This window comes from Burkholderia mycopellens (genome assembly GCF_964265025.1).
Lineage (GTDB): Bacteria > Pseudomonadota > Gammaproteobacteria > Burkholderiales > Burkholderiaceae > Burkholderia.
Genome location: NZ_OZ183803.1, coordinates 2760330 through 2783900, shown reverse-complemented (window position 1 = coordinate 2783900; position 23571 = coordinate 2760330). Strand labels below are relative to the sequence as shown.

The 23571-nt window shown below is 68.2% G+C and carries 14 protein-coding genes and 1 pseudogene; 14 read left to right on the top strand and 1 reads right to left on the bottom strand.

Annotated elements, in window-relative coordinates; genetic code table 11:
- The first annotated feature begins 116 nt into the window (after positions 1–116).
- Positions 117–3767, top strand: coding sequence for a hydantoinase B/oxoprolinase family protein (locus tag ACPTTC_RS30620; protein WP_423395179.1), 3651 nt, complete (start codon positions 117–119; stop codon positions 3765–3767).
- 564 nt (positions 3768–4331) lie between these two features.
- Complete coding sequence (pdeR, locus tag ACPTTC_RS30615) at positions 4332–6335, top strand: cyclic di-GMP phosphodiesterase (protein WP_423395178.1); 2004 nt, start codon at positions 4332–4334, stop codon at positions 6333–6335.
- A 48-nt stretch (positions 6336–6383) separates the two neighbouring features.
- Here the strand turns inward: pdeR and ACPTTC_RS30610 are convergent, their stop codons facing one another.
- Positions 6384–7247 carry a crotonase/enoyl-CoA hydratase family protein gene (locus ACPTTC_RS30610; protein ID WP_423395177.1) on the bottom strand — a complete coding sequence of 288 codons (864 nt, stop codon included), beginning with the start codon at positions 7245–7247 and terminating at the stop codon, positions 6384–6386.
- Positions 7248–7829: 582 nt separating this feature from the next.
- On the opposite strand from ACPTTC_RS30610, the gene ACPTTC_RS30605 reads away from it, so the two are divergent.
- The 12 genes and pseudogenes from ACPTTC_RS30605 to ACPTTC_RS30550 all read left to right on the top strand — a co-directional run bounded on the left by ACPTTC_RS30605 (position 7830) and on the right by ACPTTC_RS30550 (position 23527).
- Positions 7830–8552: a winged helix-turn-helix domain-containing protein gene (locus tag ACPTTC_RS30605; RefSeq protein ID WP_175954344.1), complete on the top strand. Its 723-nt coding sequence runs from the start codon at positions 7830–7832 to the stop codon at positions 8550–8552.
- A 10-nt stretch (positions 8553–8562) separates the two neighbouring features.
- Positions 8563–11175, top strand: a complete 2613-nt coding sequence (locus tag ACPTTC_RS30600; RefSeq protein ID WP_423395176.1) for an ATP-binding protein — start codon at positions 8563–8565, stop codon at positions 11173–11175.
- A gap of 148 nt (positions 11176–11323) precedes the next feature.
- The gene (locus tag ACPTTC_RS30595) at positions 11324–12592 is read left to right on the top strand and encodes an ABC transporter substrate-binding protein (RefSeq protein ID WP_423395175.1); all 1269 of its coding nucleotides are present in this window, start codon (positions 11324–11326) and stop codon (positions 12590–12592) included.
- 189 nt (positions 12593–12781) lie between these two features.
- On the top strand, positions 12782–13618 hold the full coding sequence (locus ACPTTC_RS30590) for a carbohydrate ABC transporter permease (RefSeq protein ID WP_423395174.1): 837 nt from the start codon (positions 12782–12784) through the stop codon (positions 13616–13618).
- 1 nt (position 13619) lies between these two features.
- Positions 13620–14450: a carbohydrate ABC transporter permease gene (locus ACPTTC_RS30585; RefSeq protein WP_226201189.1), complete on the top strand. Its 831-nt coding sequence runs from the start codon at positions 13620–13622 to the stop codon at positions 14448–14450.
- Positions 14451–14488: 38 nt separating this feature from the next.
- Positions 14489–15625 (top strand): ABC transporter ATP-binding protein, encoded by a 1137-nt coding sequence (locus ACPTTC_RS30580; protein ID WP_423395173.1) that lies wholly within the window; start codon positions 14489–14491, stop codon positions 15623–15625.
- A gap of 91 nt (positions 15626–15716) precedes the next feature.
- On the top strand, positions 15717–16526 hold the full coding sequence (locus ACPTTC_RS30575; protein ID WP_175954332.1) for a ThuA domain-containing protein: 810 nt from the start codon (positions 15717–15719) through the stop codon (positions 16524–16526).
- On the top strand, positions 16523–17671 hold the full coding sequence (locus ACPTTC_RS30570; RefSeq protein ID WP_423395172.1) for a Gfo/Idh/MocA family protein: 1149 nt from the start codon (positions 16523–16525) through the stop codon (positions 17669–17671). The genes ACPTTC_RS30575 and ACPTTC_RS30570 overlap by 4 nt, the downstream gene beginning before the upstream one ends.
- 148 nt (positions 17672–17819) lie before the next feature.
- Positions 17820–19238 (top strand): carbohydrate porin, encoded by a 1419-nt coding sequence (locus ACPTTC_RS30565; protein WP_423395171.1) that lies wholly within the window; start codon positions 17820–17822, stop codon positions 19236–19238.
- Positions 19239–19243: 5 nt separating this feature from the next.
- Positions 19244–20167 (top strand): aldo/keto reductase, encoded by a 924-nt coding sequence (locus ACPTTC_RS30560; RefSeq protein ID WP_423395170.1) that lies wholly within the window; start codon positions 19244–19246, stop codon positions 20165–20167.
- Positions 20168–20206: 39 nt separating this feature from the next.
- Positions 20207–21214, top strand: a pseudogene (locus ACPTTC_RS30555) (glucokinase); the annotation flags it as partial.
- A 342-nt stretch (positions 21215–21556) separates the two neighbouring features.
- Entirely contained in the window at positions 21557–23527 is a 1971-nt protein-coding gene (locus tag ACPTTC_RS30550; protein WP_423395169.1) for an APC family permease, read from the top strand.
- Positions 23528–23571: the final 44 nt, after the last annotated feature.

Genomic DNA, 23571 nt, shown 5'->3' with positions numbered 1-23571 from the left:
CGGGCCGGCCGGCCCTTCGTTTTTCTCCCCCTTTGACCGACCCGGTGACACGGCGCGCGACGCGCGCCGTGCGACGGCGCTCGCCCCTCGACCCAACGACGCATCGACCCGACATCATGACTGACCGACACCTTTCCCCCGTTCCCTCCGACGCTGCACGCTGGCAATTCTGGATCGATCGCGGCGGCACGTTCACCGACATCGTCGCGCGCCGGCCCGACGGCACGCTCGTCACGCACAAGCTGCTGTCGGAGAACCCCGAGCAATACCGCGACGCGGCCGTGGCCGGAATTCGCCAGTTGCTCGGCCTCGCGGCCGGCGAGCCGATCACGCCCGAGCGCGTCGAGATGGTGAAGATGGGCACGACGGTCGCGACCAACGCGCTGCTCGAACGCAAGGGCGAACGCACCGCGCTCGCGACGACGCGCGGCTTTCGCGACGTGCTGCGCATCGCATACCAGAACCGGCCGCGCCTGTTCGATCTCGACATCGTGCTGCCCGATGCGCTGTACGAGACCGTCGTCGAGATCGACGAGCGTATCGGTGCGCACGGCGACGTCGTCGTGCCGCTCGATGTTCAGGGCGCCGAAGCGTCGCTGCGCCGCGTGTTCGACTCCGGCGTGCGCGCGCTCGCGATCGTGCTGATCCACGGCTATCGCTACACCGCGCACGAACGCACGCTGGCGGACCTGGCGCGCCGCATCGGCTTCACGCAGGTGTCGGTGTCGCACGAGGTGTCGCCGCTGATGAAGATGGTGTCGCGCGGCGATACGACCGTCGTCGACGCGTACCTGTCGCCGATCCTGCGCCGCTATGTCGAGCAGGTCGCGCACGAGATGCCGGGCGTGAACCTGCAGTTCATGCAGAGCAGCGGCGGGCTGACGCGCGCCGACGCGTTCCAGGGCAAGGACGCGATCCTGTCGGGCCCGGCCGGCGGCATCGTCGGGATGGTGCGCGCCGCGCAGGCGGCCGGCTTCGAGCGCGTGATCGGCTTCGACATGGGCGGCACGTCGACCGACGTGTCGCATTACCACGGCGAGTTCGAGCGCGTGTTCGAGACGCAGGTGGCCGGCGTGCGGATGCGCGCGCCGATGATGAGCATCCATACGGTTGCCGCGGGCGGCGGCTCGGTGCTCGGCTTCGACGGCGCGCGGCTGCGTGTCGGGCCGGAATCGGCCGGCGCGAACCCGGGGCCGGCCGCGTACCGGCGCGGCGGCCCGCTGACGGTGACCGACTGCAACGTGATGCTCGGCAAGATCCAGCCCGATCATTTCCCGCGCGTGTTCGGCCCGCATGCGGACGAGCCGCTCGACCGCGACGGCGTGGTCGCGAAGTTCGAAGCGCTCGCCGATGAAATCCATGCGGCGACGGGGCGGCGCGAGACACCGGAGGCGCTCGCCGAGGGTTTCCTGGAAATTGCGATCGGCAGCATGGCGAACGCGATCAAGAAGATTTCCGTGCAGCGCGGCCACGACGTGTCGCGCTACGTGCTGACGACGTTCGGCGGCGCGGGCGGCCAGCACGCGTGCGGCGTGGCCGACGCGCTCGGGATGACGCAGGTGTTCGCGCATCCGCTCGCGGGCGTGCTGTCCGCGTACGGGATGGGCCTCGCCGACCAGACCGCGATGCGCGAGCGCGCGGTCGAGGCCGTGTTGTCCGACGGGTCGCTGCCGGCGCTGAACGCGGCGCTCGACCGGCTGGCCGACGAAGCCGTCGGCGCGCTGCTCGAACAGGGCGTGCCGCCGGAGCGGATCGCGACCGAGCGGCGCGTACACCTGCGCTACCAGGGCACCGACTCGGCGCTCGACGTGCCGGCCGGCAGCGTCGCCGCGATGCGGCAGGCGTTCGAGGCCGCATACCGGCAGCGCTACGCGTTCCTGATGCCCGGCACGCCGCTCGTCGCCGAGCTCGCGTCGGTCGAGGCGATCGGCCGCTCCGACGCGCCGGTGGAGATCGCGCCGCTCGCGCCGCGCAACGAGGGCAACGGCGATGATGCCGCGCTACGCGCCCATTCCGCGGTGCGCTTCCATTCCGGCGGGCAATGGCACGACGCGGCGCTCTACGTGCGCGACACGCTGCTGGCCGGCGACGCGATCGACGGCCCGGCGATCGTCGCGGAGAAGAACGGCACGACCGTCGTCGAGCCTGGCTGGCGCGCGCGGATGACCGCGCAGGGCAACCTCGTGCTGACGCGTACGACGCCGCTGCCGACGCGCCGCTCGCTCGGCACCGACGCCGATCCGGTGCGGCTCGAGATCTTCAACAACCTGTTCATGTCGATCGCCGAGCAGATGGGGCTGCGGCTGCAGAACACCGCGTACTCGGTGAACATCAAGGAGCGCCTCGACTTCTCGTGCGCGATCTTCGACGGCGACGGCAACCTGATCGCGAACGCGCCGCACATGCCGGTGCACCTCGGCTCGATGGGCGAAAGCATCCGCACGGTGATCGAGCGCAACCGCGGCCGCATGCGCGACGGCGACGTGTTCATGCTGAACGACCCGTATCACGGCGGCACGCACCTGCCGGACGTGACCGTCATCACGCCGGTGTTCGCCGACGGCTCGGACACGCCGCTGTTCTACGTCGGCTCGCGCGGCCACCACGCGGACATCGGCGGCACGACGCCGGGCTCGATGCCGCCCGATTCGACGCATATCGACGAGGAGGGCGTGCTGATCGACAACTGGCAACTGGTGTCGGCCGGCACGCTGCGCGATGCGGAAACCCGCGCGCTGCTCGCTTCGGGCCGTTACCCGGCGCGCAACGTCGAGCAGAACATGGCCGACCTGCGCGCGCAGGTTGCTGCCAACCAGAAGGGCGTCGACGAGCTGCGCCGGATGGTCGCGCAGTTCGGACGCGACGTCGTGCTCGCGTTCATGGGGCACGTGCAGGACAACGCGGAAGAAGCCGTGCGGCGCGTGATCGGCGCGCTGCAGGACGGCGCGTACCGCTATCCGCTCGACAACGGCGCGGAGATTCGCGTCGCGATCCGCGTCGACCGGGCGGCGCGGCGCGCGGAGATCGATTTCACCGGCACGTCGGCGCAGCTCGACAACAACTTCAACGCGCCGAAGGCCGTGTGCATGGCCGCCGTGCTGTACGTGTTCCGCACGCTGGTCGGCGACGAGATCCCGCTGAACGCCGGCTGCCTGAAGCCGCTCACGGTGATCGTGCCGGCGCGCTCGATGCTGAACCCGGAGTATCCGGCGGCGGTCGTGTCGGGCAACGTCGAGACGTCGTCGGCGATCACCAACGCGCTGTACGGCGCGCTCGGCTGCGTCGCGTCGAGCCAGGGAACGATGAACAACTTCACATTCGGCAACGATCGCTACCAGTACTACGAGACGATCGCGGGCGGCAGCGGCGCGGGCGACGGCTTCGCGGGCGTCGGCGCGGTGCAGACGCACATGACGAACTCGCGGCTGACCGATCCGGAGGTGCTCGAATGGCGCTACCCGGTGCGGCTCGACTCGCACCGGATCCGCGCCGGCTCGGGCGGCGGCGGGCGCTGGCGCGGCGGCGACGGCGCGGTGCGGCGGATCCGCTTCCTCGAGCCGATGACCGCGTCGATCCTGTCCAACAACCGGATCTACGCACCGTTCGGCGCGGCGGGCGGCGAGGCCGGCGCGCTCGGCCGCAACACGATCGAGCGCGCGGACGGCACGGTCGAGACGCTCGGCCATATCGGCCGCGCGGAGATGGCGCCGGGCGACGTGTTCGTCGTCGAAACGCCGGGCGGCGGCGGATACGGCACGGCGGGCTGAGCCGCGCGACCAGCGCCGGCGCCCCGCGCCGGTGCTCGAACGGCATTGCAACGGACTGTGGAATAAAGTTGCGTATTAGCGCACGAAAGGAATCAAAATCGACGGAAAGTCGGGTCGCCGCGACGCGATCAGACCCTGTCGCCGATGGCTTGTCGCAGCGCTGCCCACGGCTGCTGGAATCGGCCGCAAACACCCGCCCGGCGGGGCGATCAGCCCAATTCGCCGACCCCGTCCCGCACCGCCGCAACCGCGATCGGGCAGGCTGCCAATCATGAAAAATCCGGCTTGCCAATCGAGTCCCAATTCCTTGACACTCTGCTCTAAATGTGAGTGCCAATCCTGATCGTCATTTGATAAGATGGCTCTCATCATTCTTTTGGCAGCACCTGCGCGCATCACGCGCGAACGCCGGGTCGCATTAGCGGGAAACAAGTACGGGACGAGGCCCATCATCACGGCAATCACGGTTGCCCTGCCGGGAACGCGCGACGCGCGCCCCGGAAGGGCGGCCGGCCGGGTCGCCTCCGTCTACACTGTGCGTTTTTTCTGGATCGGGGCGTCTCCATGGATGACGAAAACGATAGCGCGGTGCTCGAGGCGCATGTAGGTACGCGCAGCCCCTGCTGGCGTCTCGGCAGCGACAGCAATGCCCTCGAACTGGCGGCCGTCCGCGGCCTGACCAACGTCGCCGTCGCGCTGACGGGCGAACAGGCCGCGCGCATCCGCGCGCTGACCGGCGTCACGTCGCACCTCGTGCTCGACATCACGCTGTTCGGCGAACCGGTGAGCCTTCATCTCGTCGGGCGGAAAGTCGACACGACCGACTGGGCCGGCACGGCCTCGGCCTATTCCGATACCGAATCCGTCGCGGCCGATCTCGCGCACGGGCTCGCGTTTGCCGAGCAGGTCGTGTCCGAAGTGAATTCGCTCGTCGTGATTCTCGACCGCAACGGGATGGTGCAGCGCTTCAACCGCCTGTGCGAGGAAGTGACGGGCAAGCGCGAGGTCGACGTGATCGGCCGCAGCGCGTTCGAACTGTTCATGAGCCCCGAGCAGGGCGCGCAGTCGCGCAGCAACATCACGGGCTTTTTCGCGAGCAACCACTCGTTCGCGGTCGAGCGCTACATCAATACGGTCAACGGGCCGCGCCTGTTCCAGTTCCGCAACAAGTTCGTGCAGAGCGGCAGCGGCGTCGAAGAGCAGTTCCTGATCTGCTCGGGCATCGACATCACCGAGGAGCGCAACGCGCAGCATCGGCTCATCGAACTCGCGAACACCGACGTGCTCACCGGGCTGCCGAACCGCCATGCGATCAGCGAGCGCATCCACGCGGCGATTGCGGCCGAGACCGCCGCATCGCGCGGGCAGGTCGGCATCCTGTTCCTCGATCTCGACAACTTCAAGCGCGTCAACGATCACTACGGGCACATCACCGGCGACCGGCTGCTGCAGGACGTGTCGGCGATCATCAGCGGCTGCCTGCCGTCCGGCGCGACGCTCGCGCGGCTCGGCGGCGACGAATTCCTCGTGCTGTTCGAGCACGGCACGCGGCCGCTGCTCGAAGCGACCGCGCAGATCATTCTCGAACGGCTGCGCACGCCCATTCATCTCGGGCTGATGGAGGTCTACACGAGCTGCTCGATCGGCATCGCGATGCATCCGCAGCACGGCGATTCGCTCGAGACGCTGATCCGCAGCGCGGACACCGCGATGTACGTCGCGAAGGAAGAGGGCAAGCATACGTACCGCGTGTTCTCGCTGGAGATGAACCAGAAGGTCGCGAAGTACATGTGGCTCGACACGAACCTGCGCAAGGCGCTCGAGGAAGAGCAGTTCGTGCTGCACTACCAGCCGGTCGTCGATATCGCGACCGGCGACGTGCACGGTGTCGAGGCGCTGATCCGCTGGCAGTCGCCCGATCGCGGGCTCGTCGCGCCGATCGAGTTCATCCGCTTCGCGGAGGAGTCGGGCCTGATCGCGCCGCTCGGGCGCTGGGTGATGCGTACCGCGGCCGCGCAGGCTGCCGCATGGAAGGCGAAGGGGCTCGACATCCGGATCGCGGTGAACGTGTCCGCGCGGCAGTTGCAGGACATGAACATCGTGCATCAGATGGCGTCGATCCTCGACGCCGCGGGGCTGAAGCCCGGCCTGCTCGACATCGAGCTGACCGAGAGCTGCTTCATCGAGGACGAGGATGCGGCCAACGGGCTGATGCGGCAGTTCCGCCAGCTCGGCGCGCAGATCCATCTCGACGATTTCGGCACCGGCTATTCGTCGCTGTCGCAGCTGTCGCGCCTGCCGCTCGACGCGATCAAGCTCGACCGCAGCTTCATCACGGGCATCGACCGCAATCCGCGCTCGCAGGCGCTGGTGCGCTCGGTCGTGTCGCTCGCGAAGGCGCTGAATTTCGCGGTGGTCGCCGAAGGCGTCGAAACGCATGCGGAAGCCGAATTCCTCAAGCAGCTCGACGTCGATCATGCGCAGGGCTACTACTACGCCCGCCCGATGCCCGCACAGGCGTTCGAGGCGTGGCTCGCGGAGACGAGAAAGCTCAGGCTGATCGCCTGAGCTTCGTTCACGAACAGGCGCCGCCGGCAAGCGGCGGCGCCCGTCGCATTACACCGTGCGCAGCTTCGACACGCGCCGGTTCTGCAGCATCACGAGGCGTTCCATGTACGCGAGATCCTTCGGCTCGATCGTGAACGCCGCGTGCACCCACGCTTCCGTGATGTCCATCAGCTCGGAGCGCGTCAGCTGGAACACCCGCTCGCGCGCGCGCAGCATCGCGCGCACGCCGTTCAGCTTCGGCTTCATCACGTCGATGAAGGTGCGCGTCGCGAGGTACGCGTCACCCGCGTCGAACGTCTGGTCGACCAGGCCGCGATCCTCGTACCACTCGGCAGCGTGCGCTTCGCCGGTCGCGATCAGTTGCTCCGCAATGCCCCGATCGGCCTTGCGCGCGACGAGCGAATAGCCGCCCATGCCCGGGAACAGGTTGAACGCGATCTCGGGAAACCCGAGCTTCACGCCCTTCTGCGCGAGCATGTAGTGATGCGCGAGCGCGGCCTCGAAACCGCCGCCGAGCGCGCTGCCCTCGACCATCGCGATCGAGATCGCCCCGGTGCCGAAGCCCGTGTAGATCTCGTACACGCCGTCGATGCACGAGCGCGCATAGGCCATCAACAGGTCGCGCTTGCCGCTGCGGATCGCGTCGACGAAAAAGCTCAGGTCGCCGCCGACGTTGAACAGCTCGGGGACGAGCGAGCCCGTCACCCAGAAGTCGAACGGCAGGCCCGAGTCGCGTGCGACGCGCGCGAGATGGATGATGTCAGTAACGAGTTGCTGGTTGAAGCACGGCCGCGGCTCCGATCGCAGCATCATCCACATGACATTACGTCCCTCTTCATAAAAGGCGGTCAGTTGCGTGAGTTCGCCGGCTTCGTAAAACGGGCGGCACGCGGGATGGGATTGGAGTTGCATGGTATGTCCTCGTGAGATGTGGTTCTTGAAGACCATCGCGCCCGGTGCCGTGCAGGAGGCGAGTGTCCTGACGGGCGCCGGGCGCGAGGCATCGCCATTGTTGCGCGCGCACATTCGGCGTATCTGTGGAGTGGGTCACCCGAAAGCCGCGCGGGCCCAGGCAGGGCGGCGGTTTCGGGCGAGCGGTCGGGGAGCGGGGGGAGGCCGGCCGGGCCGGTATCGCGGCGTTCCGGACGTGACGACGGAATGCGGGCATGCCGAGTGTCGGCAAACCTGCGAACGGCGCGGCAATGCTGCGTGCGACGCGTGCAGTCGTAACCGTGAATTGGCAATGCGGGGCACGCGTCGCGACCGCTCGCCGTGCAGGGTATTCACCGGTACCGACGGGTATCCGGTGAATTTTTTGCAGCGTTAGAATCGCGCGCCCGTTCATATCTGCGCGCCTCGTTCCGCGCGCAGGGTCGCGGTTCTCCTCCCCGGCGCGCATCCGACGGAACTTGCCAGAGTCGGTCGGCTTCAGCCAACATTCGCATCCGGCACGGCCGCGCGTTCCGAGCGCGGCCGGCATGGAGGAGAACACGCATGTCAGAGAAACATCGGGTCCTGGTGCTGGACGACGATCCGGAGGTGCGCGCCTGGTTGAGGGGTGTGCTGGAAGAGGCGGGGTTCGACGTATCGACGGCCGACAGCGCCGCGGTGATGCAGCAGCAACTGGCCGCCGCGCCGCACGCGCTCGTCATCCTCGACCTGAAGCTGCGCGGCGAGGACGGCCTGACGGTCGCGCGCGAGCTGCGGCGCCGGTCCGATGTATCGATCATCATGATCAGCGGGCTGGGCGACGAGACGGACCGCGTGCTCGGCCTCGAAACCGCGGCGGACGATTTCATCACGAAGCCGGTGTCCGGGCGCGAGCTGATCGCACGCGTGCGCGCGCAGCTTCGCCGCACGACCGAGCTGTCGATGCCGCGTCCCGCTCCGAACGGCGGCGGCCCGCGCTTCTGCTTCGACGGCTGGACGCTCGATTTCGCCGCCCGGACGCTGACGCACGGCGGCAATCCGTGCGCGCTCACGCAGGGCGAGTTCGAGCTGCTGGCGGCGATGGTGCAGCAGCCGTCGCGCGTCTGGTCCCGCGAGCAGTTGCTTGAGCGCACGCGCGGCTTCGGCATCGACGTCTACGATCGCACGATCGACGTGCTGATCCTGCGCCTGCGCCGCAAGATCGAACCGAACCCCGAGCACCCGACCTATATCCGCACGCAGCGCGGCGCCGGTTATGTGTTCTCGGTGCCGGTCGTGCGCGTGTGACGCGATGCGCATGCCCCCTACCCTGTTGCCGCCGTGGAGCGTGCGGGCCAAGCTGATCGCGACGTTCCTGGTGCTGTTCGGCATCACGCTGGCGGTCGTGGTGGTCGGCGTGCTCGGCATGCGCGCGAATCAGAACGCGCTCGACGAATACGAGGCGAACGTCGTGCCGGAGATCGCGCGCGCGCTCGAGCTGTCCGACAAGGTCGCGCAACTGGCCGCGGTTGCGCCGAGCATGATGCTGACCGATTCGCCGGACCTGCTGCACAGCGATTCCGAACTGCTGCGCGGCCTGCTCGGCGACATCCGGCGACTGTCGCCGGGTTTCGGCAAGCCGGCCGGTACGGCAGAGAAGGCGGGCGGCCGGCTCGCGGTGATCGACGATCTGGATGCGATCGACCAGGATCTCGCGCGGCTGCTGCTCGTATCGGGCCGGCAGCGGCAGCTCAAGGCGGAGCTGAGCGACCTGCGTGCCGCGACCGACAGCATCGGCGACGGTATCGCGCGCCAGAAAGGGGTGATCGCGCGGCAAGCGCCGACGCTGCTGGAAATCTGGGCGCGCACGACCGGCGCGTTGCAGGCGGCGAACGCGGCGGAGCTCGGCAGCGCGGAGAGCGACAACGAGGCGTTGTGGCTGCGGGTGCGCGAACGCGGCGAGGAGCGCAGCCAGCCGGCGCTTGCCGAGGCGCTGCAGCGCCTCGACGGCGGCGCGCGCAGCGTGTTCGCGGTGCGTCGGGAGTTTCTGTCGAGCGAAGCGCAGACGGGCTATCTCGTCACGCTGTTGCGCGGTCACGCGGATCACCTCAGCGGCAAGTCCGCCCGCTACGTCGAGCGCTTGCGGCAGATCGCGAGCGAGCGTAGCGACAAGGTGCGCAAGGTCGCGGTGTCGAGCCAGTCGGGCCTGCTGCTGCTGGCCGTCGCGGGCGTCGCGGTGGCATTGCTCGGGGTGGCCTACGCGAGCCGCATCCTGCACAAGCTGCAGGCGATGACGCGCGTGATGACGCGCCTGGCGAAGGGCATCACGTCGGACCGGATGCCGTCGATGCACCGGCCCGACGAAATCGGCGAGCTGGCGCGCGCGTTCGAGGTGTTTCGCACCAACCTGATCGAGAAGGAGCAACTGACCCAGGGGCTCGAAGCACAGCGCCGCCTGCAGGAATCGGTGCTCAACTCGATGAACGACGGCGTCTCCGTGCACGACACGCAAGGCAGCCTGGTCGCGTGGAACCCGACGTTCGCGAAGCTGCTCGGCATCGACGCGTCCGCGTTGCGGGCGGGCCTGCCGCTCGTTGCCCTGCGTGCCGCGCTGGCGCGGCCCGCCCGGTGGCACCAGGTATCGTCCGAGACCGCGACGCATACGTCGGACGGCGTGCGCGTCGCCGCGTCCGCCGAGCTGCACCTGAGCGACCGGCGGACGCTCGAATTCCACTGTCAGCCGTTGCCGGACGGCGGATGGGTATCGGTATGCCGCGACCTGACGAGCCGCCGCGCGGTCGAGGCCGAACTGCGCCAGGCGCAGAAGATGGACGTGCTCGGCCAGTTGACGGGTGGGGTCGCGCACGATTTCAACAATTTTCTCGTCGCGATTCTCGGCAACCTCGAATTGTTGTTGCCGCGGCTCGACGGGCAACACGACACGCAGACGATGGCCGAACGTGCGCGCCGCGCGGCCGAGCGAGCGTCGCGGCTCACGCGGCGGCTGCTTGCGTTCGCGCGTCGTCAGCCGCTGCAGGCCGAGCGCGTGTCGGTACGGGCGATGCTCGCGGAAATGCTCGACCTGGTCGAATATTCGGCTGGGCAGCGCGTCACCGTCGTGCTGGAGCCGTCCGTCGACACGTTGTGGGTGAACGTCGACCGCGGTCAGCTCGAGAACGCGGTGCTCAACCTGACGCTCAACAGCGCGGCGGCGATGCCGGACGGCGGGACGCTCACGCTGTCCGCGCATCGCGAGCCGGCGCAGGATGCGGCGGGCGGCCCGGCGTCGATCGTGCTGAGCGTGACGGATACCGGGTGCGGCATCGCGCCCGTGCTGCTCGACAAGGTGATCGAGCCATTCTTCACGACCAAGGCCGCCGGTGAAGGCAGCGGGCTCGGGCTCAGCAGCGTGTACGGGTTCGTCCGGCAAAGCGGCGGCGATTTGCGGATTCACAGCGAGGTCGGCCGGGGCACGCGTGTCGAGCTTCGGCTGCCGGACAGCGGGCCGCCCACCGGCGGGCCGGCGGCGCGGCGCGGCGGGCCCGCGGCCGGGCGCGTCCGGCCTGCGCCGGCACACCGGGGCGCGCGCGTGCTGGTGGTCGACGACGATGCCGAGGTGCGCGACACGGTGGTCAGCCAGTTCGCGGCGCTCGGTGCGCGGGCCGAGGCGGTGCCCGACGGCGACGCTGCGCTGCGCTGGCTGGCCGCGCATGGTCCGGTTGAACTGGTGCTGTCGGACATTTCGCTTGGCGCGAGCGGCAGCGGCATCGCGTTCGCCGCGCGGCTCGCCGAACGCTGGCCGGGCCAACGCGTGGCGCTGACTTCGGGCCTGCCGCCCGAGATGCATCAGTCGCATCCCGACTGGCGGGCGGACCTGCCGTTCGTGCAGAAGCCGTTCGATCTGGCGGCGCTCGTCGCGCTGCTGGGCTGATGCCCGGCGCCGATTGTTTCGATTGTTAATGGCAACGCGTGTTTCCGAAATGTTCGATTAACGCGACGGGTGTTTCATAGCGGTACGGCACCGGCGACGCGGTCGCGACGCCACGGCGCAAAAATCGAAAAACGGACGGAGACACCCTATGACGAAGATCAAGTCGGTCTTGCTGGCGATGGCGCTTGCGACGACGGCCGCGACGGCCGGCGCGGCGACGCTGAGGATTGCGTGCGGCGCGGCAGGCGTCGACCAGGACATCTGCCAGGTCTCGGCGAAGCAATGGGCCGCGAAGACCGGCAACGAGGTCGAGTTCATCAGCATGCCAAACAACTCGAGCGAGACGCTCGCGCTCTACCAGCAGCTCCTTGGCAGCGGATCGGACAAGATCGACGTGATGCAGATCGATACGGTCTGGCCGGGGATCCTCGCGAACCATCTGGTCGACCTGAAGCCCTACAGCAAGGGTCAGGAAAGCCAGTCGTTTCCGAGCGTCGTCGCGAACGATACCGTGAACGGCAAACTGGTCGCGATGCCGTGGTTCATCGACACGGGCTTGCTCTACTACCGCAAGGACCTGCTCGACAAGTACCGGGCGAAGGTGCCCGCGACGTGGGACGAACTCGATGCGACCGCGCGCAGGATCCAGGCGAGCGAGCGTGCAGCCGGCAATGAGAAGGTGTGGGGCTACGTGTGGCAGGGGCGTGCGTACGAAGGGCTCACCTGCGATGCGCTCGAGTGGGTCGCCAGCCACAACGGCGGCACGGTGATCGACGACAAGGGGCGCGTCACGATCGACAACCCGGGCGCGGTCAAGGCACTCGACCAGGCGGCGAAATGGGTCGGCACGATCAGCCCGAAGGCGGTGCTGAACTACGGCGAGGAAGAGTCGCGCGGCGTGTTCCAGGCCGGCAATGCGGTGTTCATGCGCAACTGGCCGTACGCATGGGCGATCGCGAACCGCGCAGGCAGTCCGATGAAAGGCAAGGTCGGCATCGCACCGCTGCCGAAGGGCGGCGCCGACGGCCGCCAGGCCGCCGCACTCGGCGGCTGGCAGCTCGCGGTGTCGCGCTACTCGCCGAACCCGAAGCTCGCCGCCGATCTCGTGATGTACCTGTCGAGCGCGGAAGTGCAGAAAATGCGCGCGGTGCAGGCGTCGTTCAATCCGACGATGCCCGCGCTCTACCATGACAAGGACGTCCTCCAGGCCAACCCGTTCATGGCCGACCTGCTGCTGACCTTCAACAGCGCGGTCGCGCGGCCGTCGACGGTTACCGGGGCCCGGTACAACCAGGTCAGCAACCAGTTCTGGAATGCCGCGCACGACGTGCTCGCGGGCAGCGACACCGCGGCGAGCGCGCTCGCGAGGCTCGCCTCGTCGCTCAACCGGCTCGCGCCGGCCGGCAACTGGCGCTGAGCGCGGCGCCTCACGACCGATCGACCCGGCCGGCCGCCCGACGGCGCCGGCCCTGACGGGAGACTTTCCATGAGAACTGCAAGCATCCGGATAGACAGGACTCCTTTGTTAGTCGGGAGCCCGGCGCGAACGGGAACCGGGCTGGCGAGGGCGCGCCGCCGCCAGGCGTGGCTGCTGGTCGCGCCGGCGATGCTGATGCTGGTGGCGATCGCCGGCTGGCCGCTGTTGCGCACCGCGTGGTTCAGCCTGACCGACGCGCAGCTGTCCGACCTGACACAGCGACGGTTCGTCGGCCTCGACAACTACATCGGCGCGGCGGGCGTCCTGCGCGATCCGTCGTGGTGGCAAGCGGTGGGCAACACGGTGCTGTTCGCGGTCGTCTCGGTGCTGCTCGAGACGGCCGCGGGGCTGGGCGTGGCGCTGCTGCTCGACGTGCCGTCGCGGTTGCGTACGCTGCTGCGCGCGGCCGTGCTGGTGCCGTGGGCGATCCCGACCGTCGTTTCCGCGAAGATCTGGAGCTGGATGCTCAACGACCAGTTCGGGATCGTCAATGCAATGCTGATGGCGATCGGCGCGATTCATGAACCGCTCGCGTTCACCGCCGATGCGCGCCTCGTGTTTCCGACCATCGTGTTCGTCGACGTGTGGAAGACCACGCCGTTCATGGCGCTGCTGATGCTCGCCGCGCTGCAGACGGTGCCGCGCGACTGCTACGAGGCGGCGCGTGTCGATGGCGTGCCGCGCTGGCGGGTGTTCCGGTCGGTGACGCTGCCGCTGATCCTGCCCGGCGTGCTGGTCGCGATGATCTTCCGCTCGCTCGACGCACTACGCGTGTTCGACCTGATCTACGTGATGACGTCGAACAGCCGCATCACGAAAAGCATGTCGGTGTACGTGCGTGAACAACTGATCGATTTCCAGCAGGTGGGCTTCGGGTCGGCGTCGGCGATGCTGCTGTTCGCGACGATCGTGCTGTTCACCGTCGGCTACATGGCCGTCAGCCGGCGCCGGATCCAGGAGGTCTGACATGAAGAAGCATCCGCTCGAGACGGCGGTATACGCGGTGCTGTCGGCGCTCGTGCTGACGGTCGCACTGTTCCCGCTCGTCTACATGATCGGCACGTCCGTCAAGCATGGCGACGCGCTGTTCGACACGTCGCTGTTCCCGGCGAGCCCGTCGCTCGACAACTACCGGCAGTTGTTCCGCGACCAGCCGTTCGGCGCGTACCTGCTGAATTCGGCTTGGGTCGCCGGCGGCGCGGTGGCGCTGTCGCTCGCGGTGTCGGTACTGGCTGCGTACGCGCTCGGCCGCGTGTCGTTTCGCGGGCGCGGCGTGTTGATGATGTGCATCCTCGGCGTGTCGATGTTTCCGCAGGTCGCGATCCTGTCCGGGCTGTTCGAGCTGATCCGCGCACTCGGCCTGTACGACCGCCTCGGCGCGCTCGTGCTGTCGGACCTGATCTTCACGCTGCCGTTCACGATCTGGATCCTCGTCACGTTCATGCGCGAGTTGCCGCGCGAGCTGGAGGAGGCCGCGCTGGTCGACGGCGTGGGCGTGTTCACGCTGATCTTCAGGATCTTCATGCCGCTGCTGCGGCCCGCGCTTGCCGCGACGTCGCTGCTCGCGTTCGTGTCGGCCTGGAACGAGTTCCTGTTCGCGCTGACCTTCACGATCTCGTCCGGGCAGCGGACGGTCCCGGTCGCGATCACGATGATCTCCGGGGCGAGCAGTTTCGAGCTGCCGTGGGGAACGATCATGGCCGCGTCGGTGATCGTCACGGTGCCGCTCGTGCTGCTGGTGATGGTCTGCCAGCGTCAGATCGTATCCGGGCTGACGGCCGGCGCGGTCAAGGGGTGAGCGGGTGACCCCCGCCGTCGTCAAACAGGAGCGAAAGCATGAGCCAGATCAAATTGAGCGGTCTTCACAAACAGTTCGGTGCAACCCCGATCCTCCATGACGTGAACCTGACGGTCGAGCCCGGCGAGTTCTGCGTGTTCATCGGCCCGTCCGGCTGCGGAAAATCGACGTTGCTGCGGATCATTGCCGGACTCGACGAGCAAACCGCCGGCGACGTATGGATCGACGGGCACTGTGTCAATGCGTTGGCGCCTGCGCGCCGCGATATTGCGATGGTGTTCCAGAGCTACGCGCTGTATCCGCACATGTCGGTCTATGAAAACATGGCGTTCGGACTGCGGCACCTGGGCTTGCCGAAACACGAGGTCGACCGGCGGGTGCGGCATGCGTCCGCGTCGCTGCGCCTCGACGAATTGCTGGGGCGCAAGCCCGGCGCGCTGTCCGGCGGCCAGCGGCAGCGTGTCGCGATCGGCCGTGCGATCGTGCGCAAGCCGAAGGTCTTCCTGTTCGACGAGCCGTTGTCGAACCTCGATGCCGCGCTTCGCGTGAAGACGCGCGTCGAGATCGCGAAGCTGCATCGCAGCCTCGACGACACCAGCATGATCTACGTGACGCACGACCAGGTCGAGGCGATGACGCTCGCGGACAAGATCGTTCTGCTGCGCCCGCTCGAAGGGCGGGCCGGCGTCGTGAGCGTCGCACAGGTCGGCACGCCGCTCGACCTCTATCACCGCCCGGCGAGCCAGTTCGTCGCCGGCTTCATCGGTTCGCCGGCGATGAACTTCCTGCCGGCGACGGTCGTGTCGGCGGGCGCCCGCGACGTGCGCGTGCTGACCGGCGGCCACGCGCTCGGCGCGAGCGTGTCGGGCGACGGCCTCGCGCGAGGCGGCGAAGTGACGCTGGGCATTCGCCCCGAGCATGTGCGGGTCGGGGCCGGCGACGTGACGGGAGAAGTCGCGCACGTCGAGCAAATGGGCGAGCACACCTATCTCTACCTCGATACACCGCTTGCCGCGCAGCCGATCGTCGCGAAGACCGACGCCCCCGGCGCGCGGATCGGCGAGCGCATCCGCGTCGACGTGCCGGCCGGCGCGCTGCACCTGTTTCACCCGGACGGTTGCGCGGCCGTGCGCATGCCGAGCGAGGCCGCCACCGCGGCGCGCGCGACGGCCTGAGCACGACGCACGCAATCCGTTCACGGCTTTCAGGCGGCCATGGCGCGCGGCCGCTGTCGAATCGGCGCCCATTCATGCAAAAAGGATAGTTATGCAAAACAAGAAACTTTCGGTGATCGTCTGGAACGAATTCGAGCACGAACGCGAAAACGCCGGCGTGCGCGCGATCTATCCCGACGGACTGCACCAGGTGATCGCCAGTGCGCTTGCGGAAACGCCGGCGCTCGGGCACGGCGCGCTGCCGCTCGAGATCGGCGTCGCGACGCTCGATCAGCCGGAGCACGGGCTCGACGAGGCGCGGCTCGCCGCATGCGACGTGCTGATCTGGTGGGGGCACAAGGCGCATGCGAAGGTGTCCGACGAAGTCGTCGAGCGCGTGCAGCGTCGGGTGCTCGAGGGAATGGGCCTGATCGTGCTGCATTCCGGGCACTTCTCGAAGATCTTCCGCCGCCTGCTCGGCACGCACTGTTCGCTGAAGTGGCGCGAGGCCGCCGAGAAGGAACGGCTGTGGGTCGTCGAGCCGTCGCATCCGATCGCGGCCGGGCTCGGCGAGTATTTTGAGCTGCAGCACGAGGAGATGTACGGCGAGCGTTTCGATATCCCGCAGCCGGACAGCACCGTGTTCATCTCGTGGTTCGAAGGCGGCGAAGTATTCCGTTCGGGCTGCTGCTGGGAGCGCGGTCACGGCCGGATCTTCTATTTCCGCCCCGGGCACGAAGCGTACCCGACCTATCACGACCGCAACGTGCAACGCGTGATCGCGAACGCGGTGCAGTGGGCCGCGCCGCGCGTGAATCTCGCCGACCGCTGCCCGAACTCGCCGCCGCTCGAAACGCTCAGCGAGAAGAGCGGGCAGTTCGCGCATGTCGGTATCCAACAAACCGCGGGAGACCTCGCATGAACGACGACTACAAGGTGGAGCTGCCGGAAGCCGCGGCGATTGCCCGCGGCCGCCGCCTGCGCGTGGGCGTGATCGGGCTGGGGATCGGCCGCAAGCATATCGAAGGCTGGCGCGAGCATCCGGACGTCGACGTGGTCGCGATTGCCGACCCCGACGCGAAGCGGCTCGCGAAGGTCGGCGACGCGTTGGGCATCGACGCACGCTACGCATCGGCCGATGCGATGTTCGCAGCGGAGAAGCTGGATGTCGTCAGCGTCTGCACGCCGAACAAGTTCCATCGCGAGTTGACGCTCGCCGCGTTCGATGCGGGATGCCACGTGCTGTGCGAGAAGCCGATGGCGCTGAACGCGGACGAGGGCCGCGAGATGCTGATCGCCGCGCAGCGCGCAGGCAAGCGGCTGATGATCAATTTCTCGTACCGCTTCAGCGCGCAGTCGCGCGCGCTGAAGGCGCAGGTCGATAGCGGCCTGTTCGGCGATTTCTATTTCGGGCGGACGGTCTGGCATCGTCGGCGCGGGATGCCCGGATTCGGCGGCTGGTTCGGCACGAAGGCGCTGGCGGGCGGCGGGCCGCTGATCGATCTCGGCGTGCATCGCCTCGATCTCGCGCTGTGGCTGATGGGCTATCCGAAACCCGTGTGGGTGATGGGAAGCACTTACGATCCGATCGCGCGCGAGCTCGCGGCGCGCGCGGGCAAGACGTTCGACGTCGAGGATCTCGCGGCTGCGCTGATCCGCTTCGACAACGGCGCGACGCTCGCGCTCGAGGCGTCGTGGGCAACCAACATCCAGGAAGCGGAGTTGATGGAGACGCGCCTGCTCGGCACGCGTGCCGGGCTGCTGCAGAAGAACCTGAACGAGGGCTACACGTTCGACGCGCACGTATTCATCGAGCAGAACGGCGCGCAGTTCGACATGCGCCTGAATCCGCCCGCGGAAGGCGCGCATTCCGCGATGTACGACTACGCGGAAGCGATCCTGTGCGACGTCCCGCATCCGGCGCCTGGTGAGGAAGGGCTGATCGTGATGGAAATTCTCGACGCGATCTATGCGAGCGCGGCCGCGGGCGAGCCGATTCGCATTCACGCGCCCGGGCCGGCGGCCGTCGATGCGCCGCCGGTGCTGCACCTCGACGTCGCCGGTTGACGTCGCCGGCTGACTTCGTACGGGGCCGGCGCGCGGATCGTCCACCGCGCCGGCCCGACAGCAACATGACGGACGACGCAGCACACACAGCTATTCGATGACGCCGCGCATCGCACGCGGCGCACTGACAACGTTTGGAGACACGTTCATGATCGACGAAGCAGGCCACGCCGCGCGCGGCCCCGCACGCACCCCGCTCAGGCTCACGCGGCTCGCCGCCGCCTTCTCGCTGGCCGTCGTGTCGGCCGCGCTGCATGCGGCGCCGGATCCGGCAACGACGGTCGCCGCGGACGGCGCGGCGGGCGGCTTGTCGCAGGCAACCGGCGTCGTGCCGGCCGACACGAGCCCCGCCAACGTGGCCACGCCGACGCCGTCGTCGGCCTGGAACCAGTTGACGCCGTGGACGCAGTTTCACGGCTATCTGCGGGCCGGCGTCGGGACCAGCGACAGTCACTCGCAGGCCTGCTTCCAGTTGCCGGGCGCACAGAGCAAGTACCGGCTCGGCAACGAATGCCAGGTCTACAGCGAACTGGAGATCGACCAGACGCTGTACAAGTTCTCGAACGGCATGCAGCTGTCGGCGGTCGGCATGGCGAGCCTCGTCAACGATCTCGATCGCACGCCGACCTTCAACGGCGATCACGGGCGCATCCGCCTGCCGCAATCGTACGTGCAGCTCACGAACTTTCCGGGGCTCGACGACATGCGCATCTGGTTCGGGCGCATCTACTACCGGCGCAATGACGTCCACATGAACGACTTCTATTACTGGAATCCGAGCGGCCTCGGCGCAGGCATCGAGAACGTGCCGATCGGCGGCGGCCTGAAGCTCAGCTATGCGCTGTTCCGCGAGGACTATATCGACCAGCCCAACTACGCTACGCGGCACGACCTCCAGTTGTCGGGCGTGCATCCGAATCCGGGCGGCGAGCTGCAGTTCGGGCTGTCGTACATTCCGGCCCGCGCGCCGGTGCCGAATTCGAGCGGCATGCTGCAGGACGCGCACGGTGGCTGGTCGTTCACGGTTCAGCACGTGCAGACCAACCTGCTCGGCGGCAAGAACAAGCTTGCGTTCCAGTACGGCGTCGGTCCGGGCACGGGCCTCGGCTACACGGGAACGCTGACCAACGACAACCGCTACAAGAGCCTGCGCGTGCTCGATGCGTTCGACTGGCAGGCGACGCGCGACTTCAGCGGCCAGGTGGTCGGCATCTACCAGCGCGACATCGCGCCGTCGGGCGGGTCGCAGACCTGGATATCGATGGGTGTGCGGCCGGTGTATGCGTTCACGCAGCACATCAAGCTGCAGGGCGACCTCGGGCACGATCGCGTGACGCCGTCCGGCGGCCCGACGCGCACGCTGCTGAAGGCGAGCGTCGCGCTGACGCTCGCGATGGACCGCTCGTTCTGGTCGCGGCCCGAATTCCGCGTGTTCTACACGTATGCGCGCTGGAACCAGGCCGCGCAGGATGCGGCGGCGCCTGGCGATCCGCTGTCGACGACGGGCATCTTCGGTACGTCGCGCACGGGTTCGACGGTCGGCGCGCAGGTCGAATGGTGGTGGTGAGCACGATGACGGAACGCTGTACGACGATATCGATGGGTGCCGATGCCGCGCCGTTCTCGCGCATCGTGTTCGGGATGTGGCGGATCGGCGACTGGGCGCTGTCGGCCCGCGAGCGCCGTGCGCTGATCGAGGCGGCGCTGGAACTCGGCGTGACGAGCTTCGACCATGCGGACATCTACGGCGACTACACGGCCGAGGGCCTGTTCGGCGACGTGCTGGCCGATGCGCCGCACCTGCGCGAGCGGATGCAGATCGTCACGAAGTGCGGGATCCGGCTCGTGTCCGCGCGCCGGCCCGCGCACGGGATCAAGCACTACGACACGCGGGCCGCGCATGTGATCGCGTCGGTCGAGCAGTCGCTGCGCGCGCTGCGCACCGACCGGCTCGACCTGCTGCTGCTGCATCGTCCCGATCCGCTGATGGATGCCGACGAAGTCGCCGCGACGCTTGATGCGCTCCGGCGTGACGGAAAGGTGAGGGCATTCGGGATATCGAACTTTACGCCGGCACAGGCCGAGTTGCTGCAGGACCGGATGGCGGCGCACGGTTCGTCGCTCGCGACGAACCAGGTCGAATGCTCGCTGTTGCATCTCGCGCCGCTCGACGACGGCACGTTCGATCAGGCGCAGCGCTGGCGCTGTCCGCCGATGCTGTGGTCGCCGCTCGCGGGCGGACGCCTGTTGACGGAGGCATCGCCCGCCGCGACACGCGTGCGCGCGACTGCGGCGCGGATCGGCGACGCGCTCGGCGTGTCCGCGACGACGGTGCTGTTCGCGTGGCTGCTCGCATTGCCGTGCCGGCCGCTGCCGATCGTCGGGTCGAGCCGGATCGCGGCGCTGCGCGAAGCCGTGGCGGCGACGCGCGTGACGCTCGAACGCGAACAATGGTTCGAACTGCTGCACGCGGCGCGCGGCGCGGATGTGCCATGACCGTTGCGATCGACACACGATGACAATCCGGGAGATACGATGAACGAAGCGACCCTGAGCGGTCATCCGGTCGCGCCGTGCGGCACGCGTGCCGGCGAACCCCGCTTGCTGGCGGACATCGGCGGCACGCACGCGCGCTTCGCGCTGGAGACCGCGCTCGGCGGGATCGGCGACGTGCGCGTCTATCGATGCAGCGCCCATGCCGGCGTGGACGACGCGGTGCGCGCGTTCCTGCACGACGCGGGCGGCGTGCGGGTGCGGCACGCGGCGATCGCGATCGCCAATCCCGTGGACGGCGACATCGTCAGCATGACCAATCATGACTGGCGCTTCTCGATCGATGCGACGCGCCGCGCGCTCGGATTCGACACGCTGCACGTCTTCAACGACTTCTCGGCACTGGCGATGGCCGTGCCGCATCTGTCCGCGGGGCAGCGGCGGCAGGTCGGCGGCGGGCACGCGTCGCCCGCGGGTACGATCGGCGTGCTCGGCGCCGGCACGGGGCTGGGCGTTTCGGCGCTCGTGCGCGCGGGCGACGCATGGGTGCCGCTGTCCGGCGAGGGCGGGCATGTGTCGTTCGCGCCCGCCGACGCACGCGAGGCCGACGTGCTGCACTACGCGCGGGCACGCTGGCCGCACGTGTCGTTCGAGCGGCTGGTCGCGGGCCCCGGCATCGCGGTGATTCACGCGGCGCTCGCCGCGCGCGACGGCTGCGACCCACCCGAGGCCGACGCGGCCGATACGGCGGCCATCATCGTACGTGCGCTCGCCGGCGACGCACGCTGCATGGCGACCCTCGATTGCTTCTGCGGGATGCTCGGCACGTTCGCGGGCAATCTGGCGCTGACCCTCGGCGCGACCGGCGGCATCCATATCGGCGGGGGCGTCGTGCCGCGCCTCGGGGCATGGTTCGATGCGTCGCCGTTTCGTGCCCGCTTCGAGGCGAAGGGCCGCTTTGCCGGCTATCTCGCGAGGATTCCAACCTTCGTGATCACCGCGCCGCATCCGGCCTTCGTCGGCGTGTCGCACCTGCTCGCTCGCGCGTTGGGCGAGGCCGGCTGACGCGATGCACAGACCACAGGGGCGGTGCGCGATGCCGTGCGTTGCCGTCGAGCATGGACCGGATGAGCACTCGCAACGGCGTGCATGCGCGTGCTGTCGCATGTCGATCGGCCGCGCCGCCGCCGCGCGCGACACGAGCGTGTCGCAGCCGCACCGTCATGTCCGGCATGCGTGGGTGTAGCGTGACTGTTTGCAATATGTCGGAGATTTGAAAGAAAGCCGGTGGTACGCGACGCCGCCCTATGGAATACGCCGACTGGAAGTCGTCCCGGAACTCATTTACTTTTAGAACAATGTCGCCGATGCGTCGTGCGTTCCGGAGGAGTCGTGACCACATTCCAGAAAGTGTGGCAGTTGCTGGTCGGAAAGCCACTCGACCCGCTCGACCCGCGCACGCGGCATGCGATCGCCGTGACGCCGCTGCTGGCTTGGGTCGGGCTCGGCGCCGACGGGCTGTCGTCGTCGTGCTACGGCCCGGAAGAAGCGTTCCTCGCGCTGGCGCACCATACGCCGCTCGCCCTGTTCCTCGCGCTCGCGACGTCGGCGACCGTGTTCATCATCGCGCTCGGCTACAACCAGGTGATCGAGCTGTTCCCGACCGGCGGCGGCGGGTATCGCGTCGCGACGTCGCTGCTCGGTTCGAAGCCGGGGCTCGTGTCGGGTGCGGCGCTGCTGGTCGACTACGTGCTGACCGTCGCGACGTCGCTCGCGAGCGGCGTCGACGCATTCTTCAGCCTGCTGCCGGTGAGCGCGCAGGCGTTCAAGCTCACGACCGAGATCGTGCTGATCCTGCTGATGACGGGGCTCAACTTCCGCGGGATGCGCGAATCGATCATGGTGCTGCTGCCGATCTTCGTCGGCTTCGTGATCCTGCACTTCGCGCTGATCGTCTATGGCGTCGCCGTGCACGGCAGCAACCTCGCGATGATCGTGCCCGATGCCGTGCACGAGGCGCACGGGATGTCGCAGTCGCTCGGCGTATTCGTGGTGCTTGCGCTGCTGATGCGCGCGTTCTCGCTCGGCGGCGGTACCTACACGGGCCTCGAGGCCGTGTCGAACAACGTGAACATGCTCGCCGATCCGCGCGTGCCGAACGGCAAGGTGACGATGTGGTACATGTCGACGTCGCTCGCGTTCACGGCCGGCGGCATCATCCTGCTGTACATGCTGTGGCACGCGCGGCCGGTCGAAGGCCAGACGCTCAACGCGGTCGTGTTCGGCAGCGTGATCGACCATCTCGGGCTCGGCTCCGCGTTCGCGCGGCATGCATTGCTCGCGGCCGTGCTCGCGTTCGAGGCCGGGCTGCTGATGGTCGGCGCGCAGACGGGCTTCCTCGACGGCCCGGCCGTGCTGTCGAACATGGCGTCGGATTCGTGGGTGCCGCGCCATTTCCGCGACCTGTCGGGGCGCCTCGTGCGGCAGAACGGGATCATCGTCGTCGGGCTGTCGAGCCTGCTGATCCTGTTGTGGACGCACGGCAGCGTCGACGTGCTCGTCGTGCTGTACAGCATCAACGTGTTCCTCACGTTCAGCCTGTCGCTGCTCGGGCTGTGCACTTACTGGTGGCGCCATCGCAGCGAGCAGGGCTGGTTCAAGCATTTCTTCCTGTCGGCGCTCGGGCTGAGCGTGACGGCGACCGTGCTCGTCATCACGCTGATCGAGAAGTTCACGGCGGGCGGCTGGCTCACGGTGCTCGTGACGAGCGCGGTGATCGCACTGTGCTTCATGATCAACCGCCACTACGCATACACGCGCGCGCAGCTCGCGAAGGAAGATGCGCTGTTCGCCGGCAACCCGCCCGAAGTCGACGAGGCTACCGCGCCGGGCAAGCCCGATCCGTCGCAGCCGACGGCCGTGCTGCTGGTCGGCAAGCATCGCGGCGCGAGCATGCACGCGCTGTTGTGGGTCAACCGGCTGTTTCCCGGCCACTTCCGCAACGTGATCTTCCTCGCGGTCGGCGAGGTCGACGCGAAGGCGTACGACGGGCACGAGCATCTCGAACGGCTGCGTCACTCGATCACCGAAGCGCTCGACTACTATGTCGCGCACTGCCGCCGCAACGGCATCGCGGCCGATTACTGGATCGCGTTCGGCACGAATCCCCTGGTCGAATTCATGAACCTCGCGTCGTCGACGCTCGACGAGTACCCGAACGCCGTGTGCTTCGCGAGCAAGCTGATCTTCCGGCGCGTGAATTTCCTCACGGCCTGGCTGCACAACCAGACGCCCGTCGAGTTGCAGGCGCGCCTGCACGTCGAGGGCAAGCAGATGGTGCTGTTGCCGATGAACGTCGGGTAACGGTGCGGCGCGTACGCGCTCGCATGGATGTGGCGCGGCAAGCG

Coding starts and splice junctions, on each gene's coding strand:
- ACPTTC_RS30620 (WP_423395179.1), top strand. CDS start 117: ATGACTGACCGACACCTTTCCCCCGTTCCCTCCGACGCTGCACGCTGG.
- pdeR (WP_423395178.1), top strand. CDS start 4,332: ATGGATGACGAAAACGATAGCGCGGTGCTCGAGGCGCATGTAGGTACG.
- ACPTTC_RS30610 (WP_423395177.1), bottom strand. CDS start 7,247: ATGCAACTCCAATCCCATCCCGCGTGCCGCCCGTTTTACGAAGCCGGC.
- ACPTTC_RS30605 (WP_175954344.1), top strand. CDS start 7,830: ATGTCAGAGAAACATCGGGTCCTGGTGCTGGACGACGATCCGGAGGTG.
- ACPTTC_RS30600 (WP_423395176.1), top strand. CDS start 8,563: ATGCCCCCTACCCTGTTGCCGCCGTGGAGCGTGCGGGCCAAGCTGATC.
- ACPTTC_RS30595 (WP_423395175.1), top strand. CDS start 11,324: ATGACGAAGATCAAGTCGGTCTTGCTGGCGATGGCGCTTGCGACGACG.
- ACPTTC_RS30590 (WP_423395174.1), top strand. CDS start 12,782: ATGCTGATGCTGGTGGCGATCGCCGGCTGGCCGCTGTTGCGCACCGCG.
- ACPTTC_RS30585 (WP_226201189.1), top strand. CDS start 13,620: ATGAAGAAGCATCCGCTCGAGACGGCGGTATACGCGGTGCTGTCGGCG.
- ACPTTC_RS30580 (WP_423395173.1), top strand. CDS start 14,489: ATGAGCCAGATCAAATTGAGCGGTCTTCACAAACAGTTCGGTGCAACC.
- ACPTTC_RS30575 (WP_175954332.1), top strand. CDS start 15,717: ATGCAAAACAAGAAACTTTCGGTGATCGTCTGGAACGAATTCGAGCAC.
- ACPTTC_RS30570 (WP_423395172.1), top strand. CDS start 16,523: ATGAACGACGACTACAAGGTGGAGCTGCCGGAAGCCGCGGCGATTGCC.
- ACPTTC_RS30565 (WP_423395171.1), top strand. CDS start 17,820: ATGATCGACGAAGCAGGCCACGCCGCGCGCGGCCCCGCACGCACCCCG.
- ACPTTC_RS30560 (WP_423395170.1), top strand. CDS start 19,244: ATGACGGAACGCTGTACGACGATATCGATGGGTGCCGATGCCGCGCCG.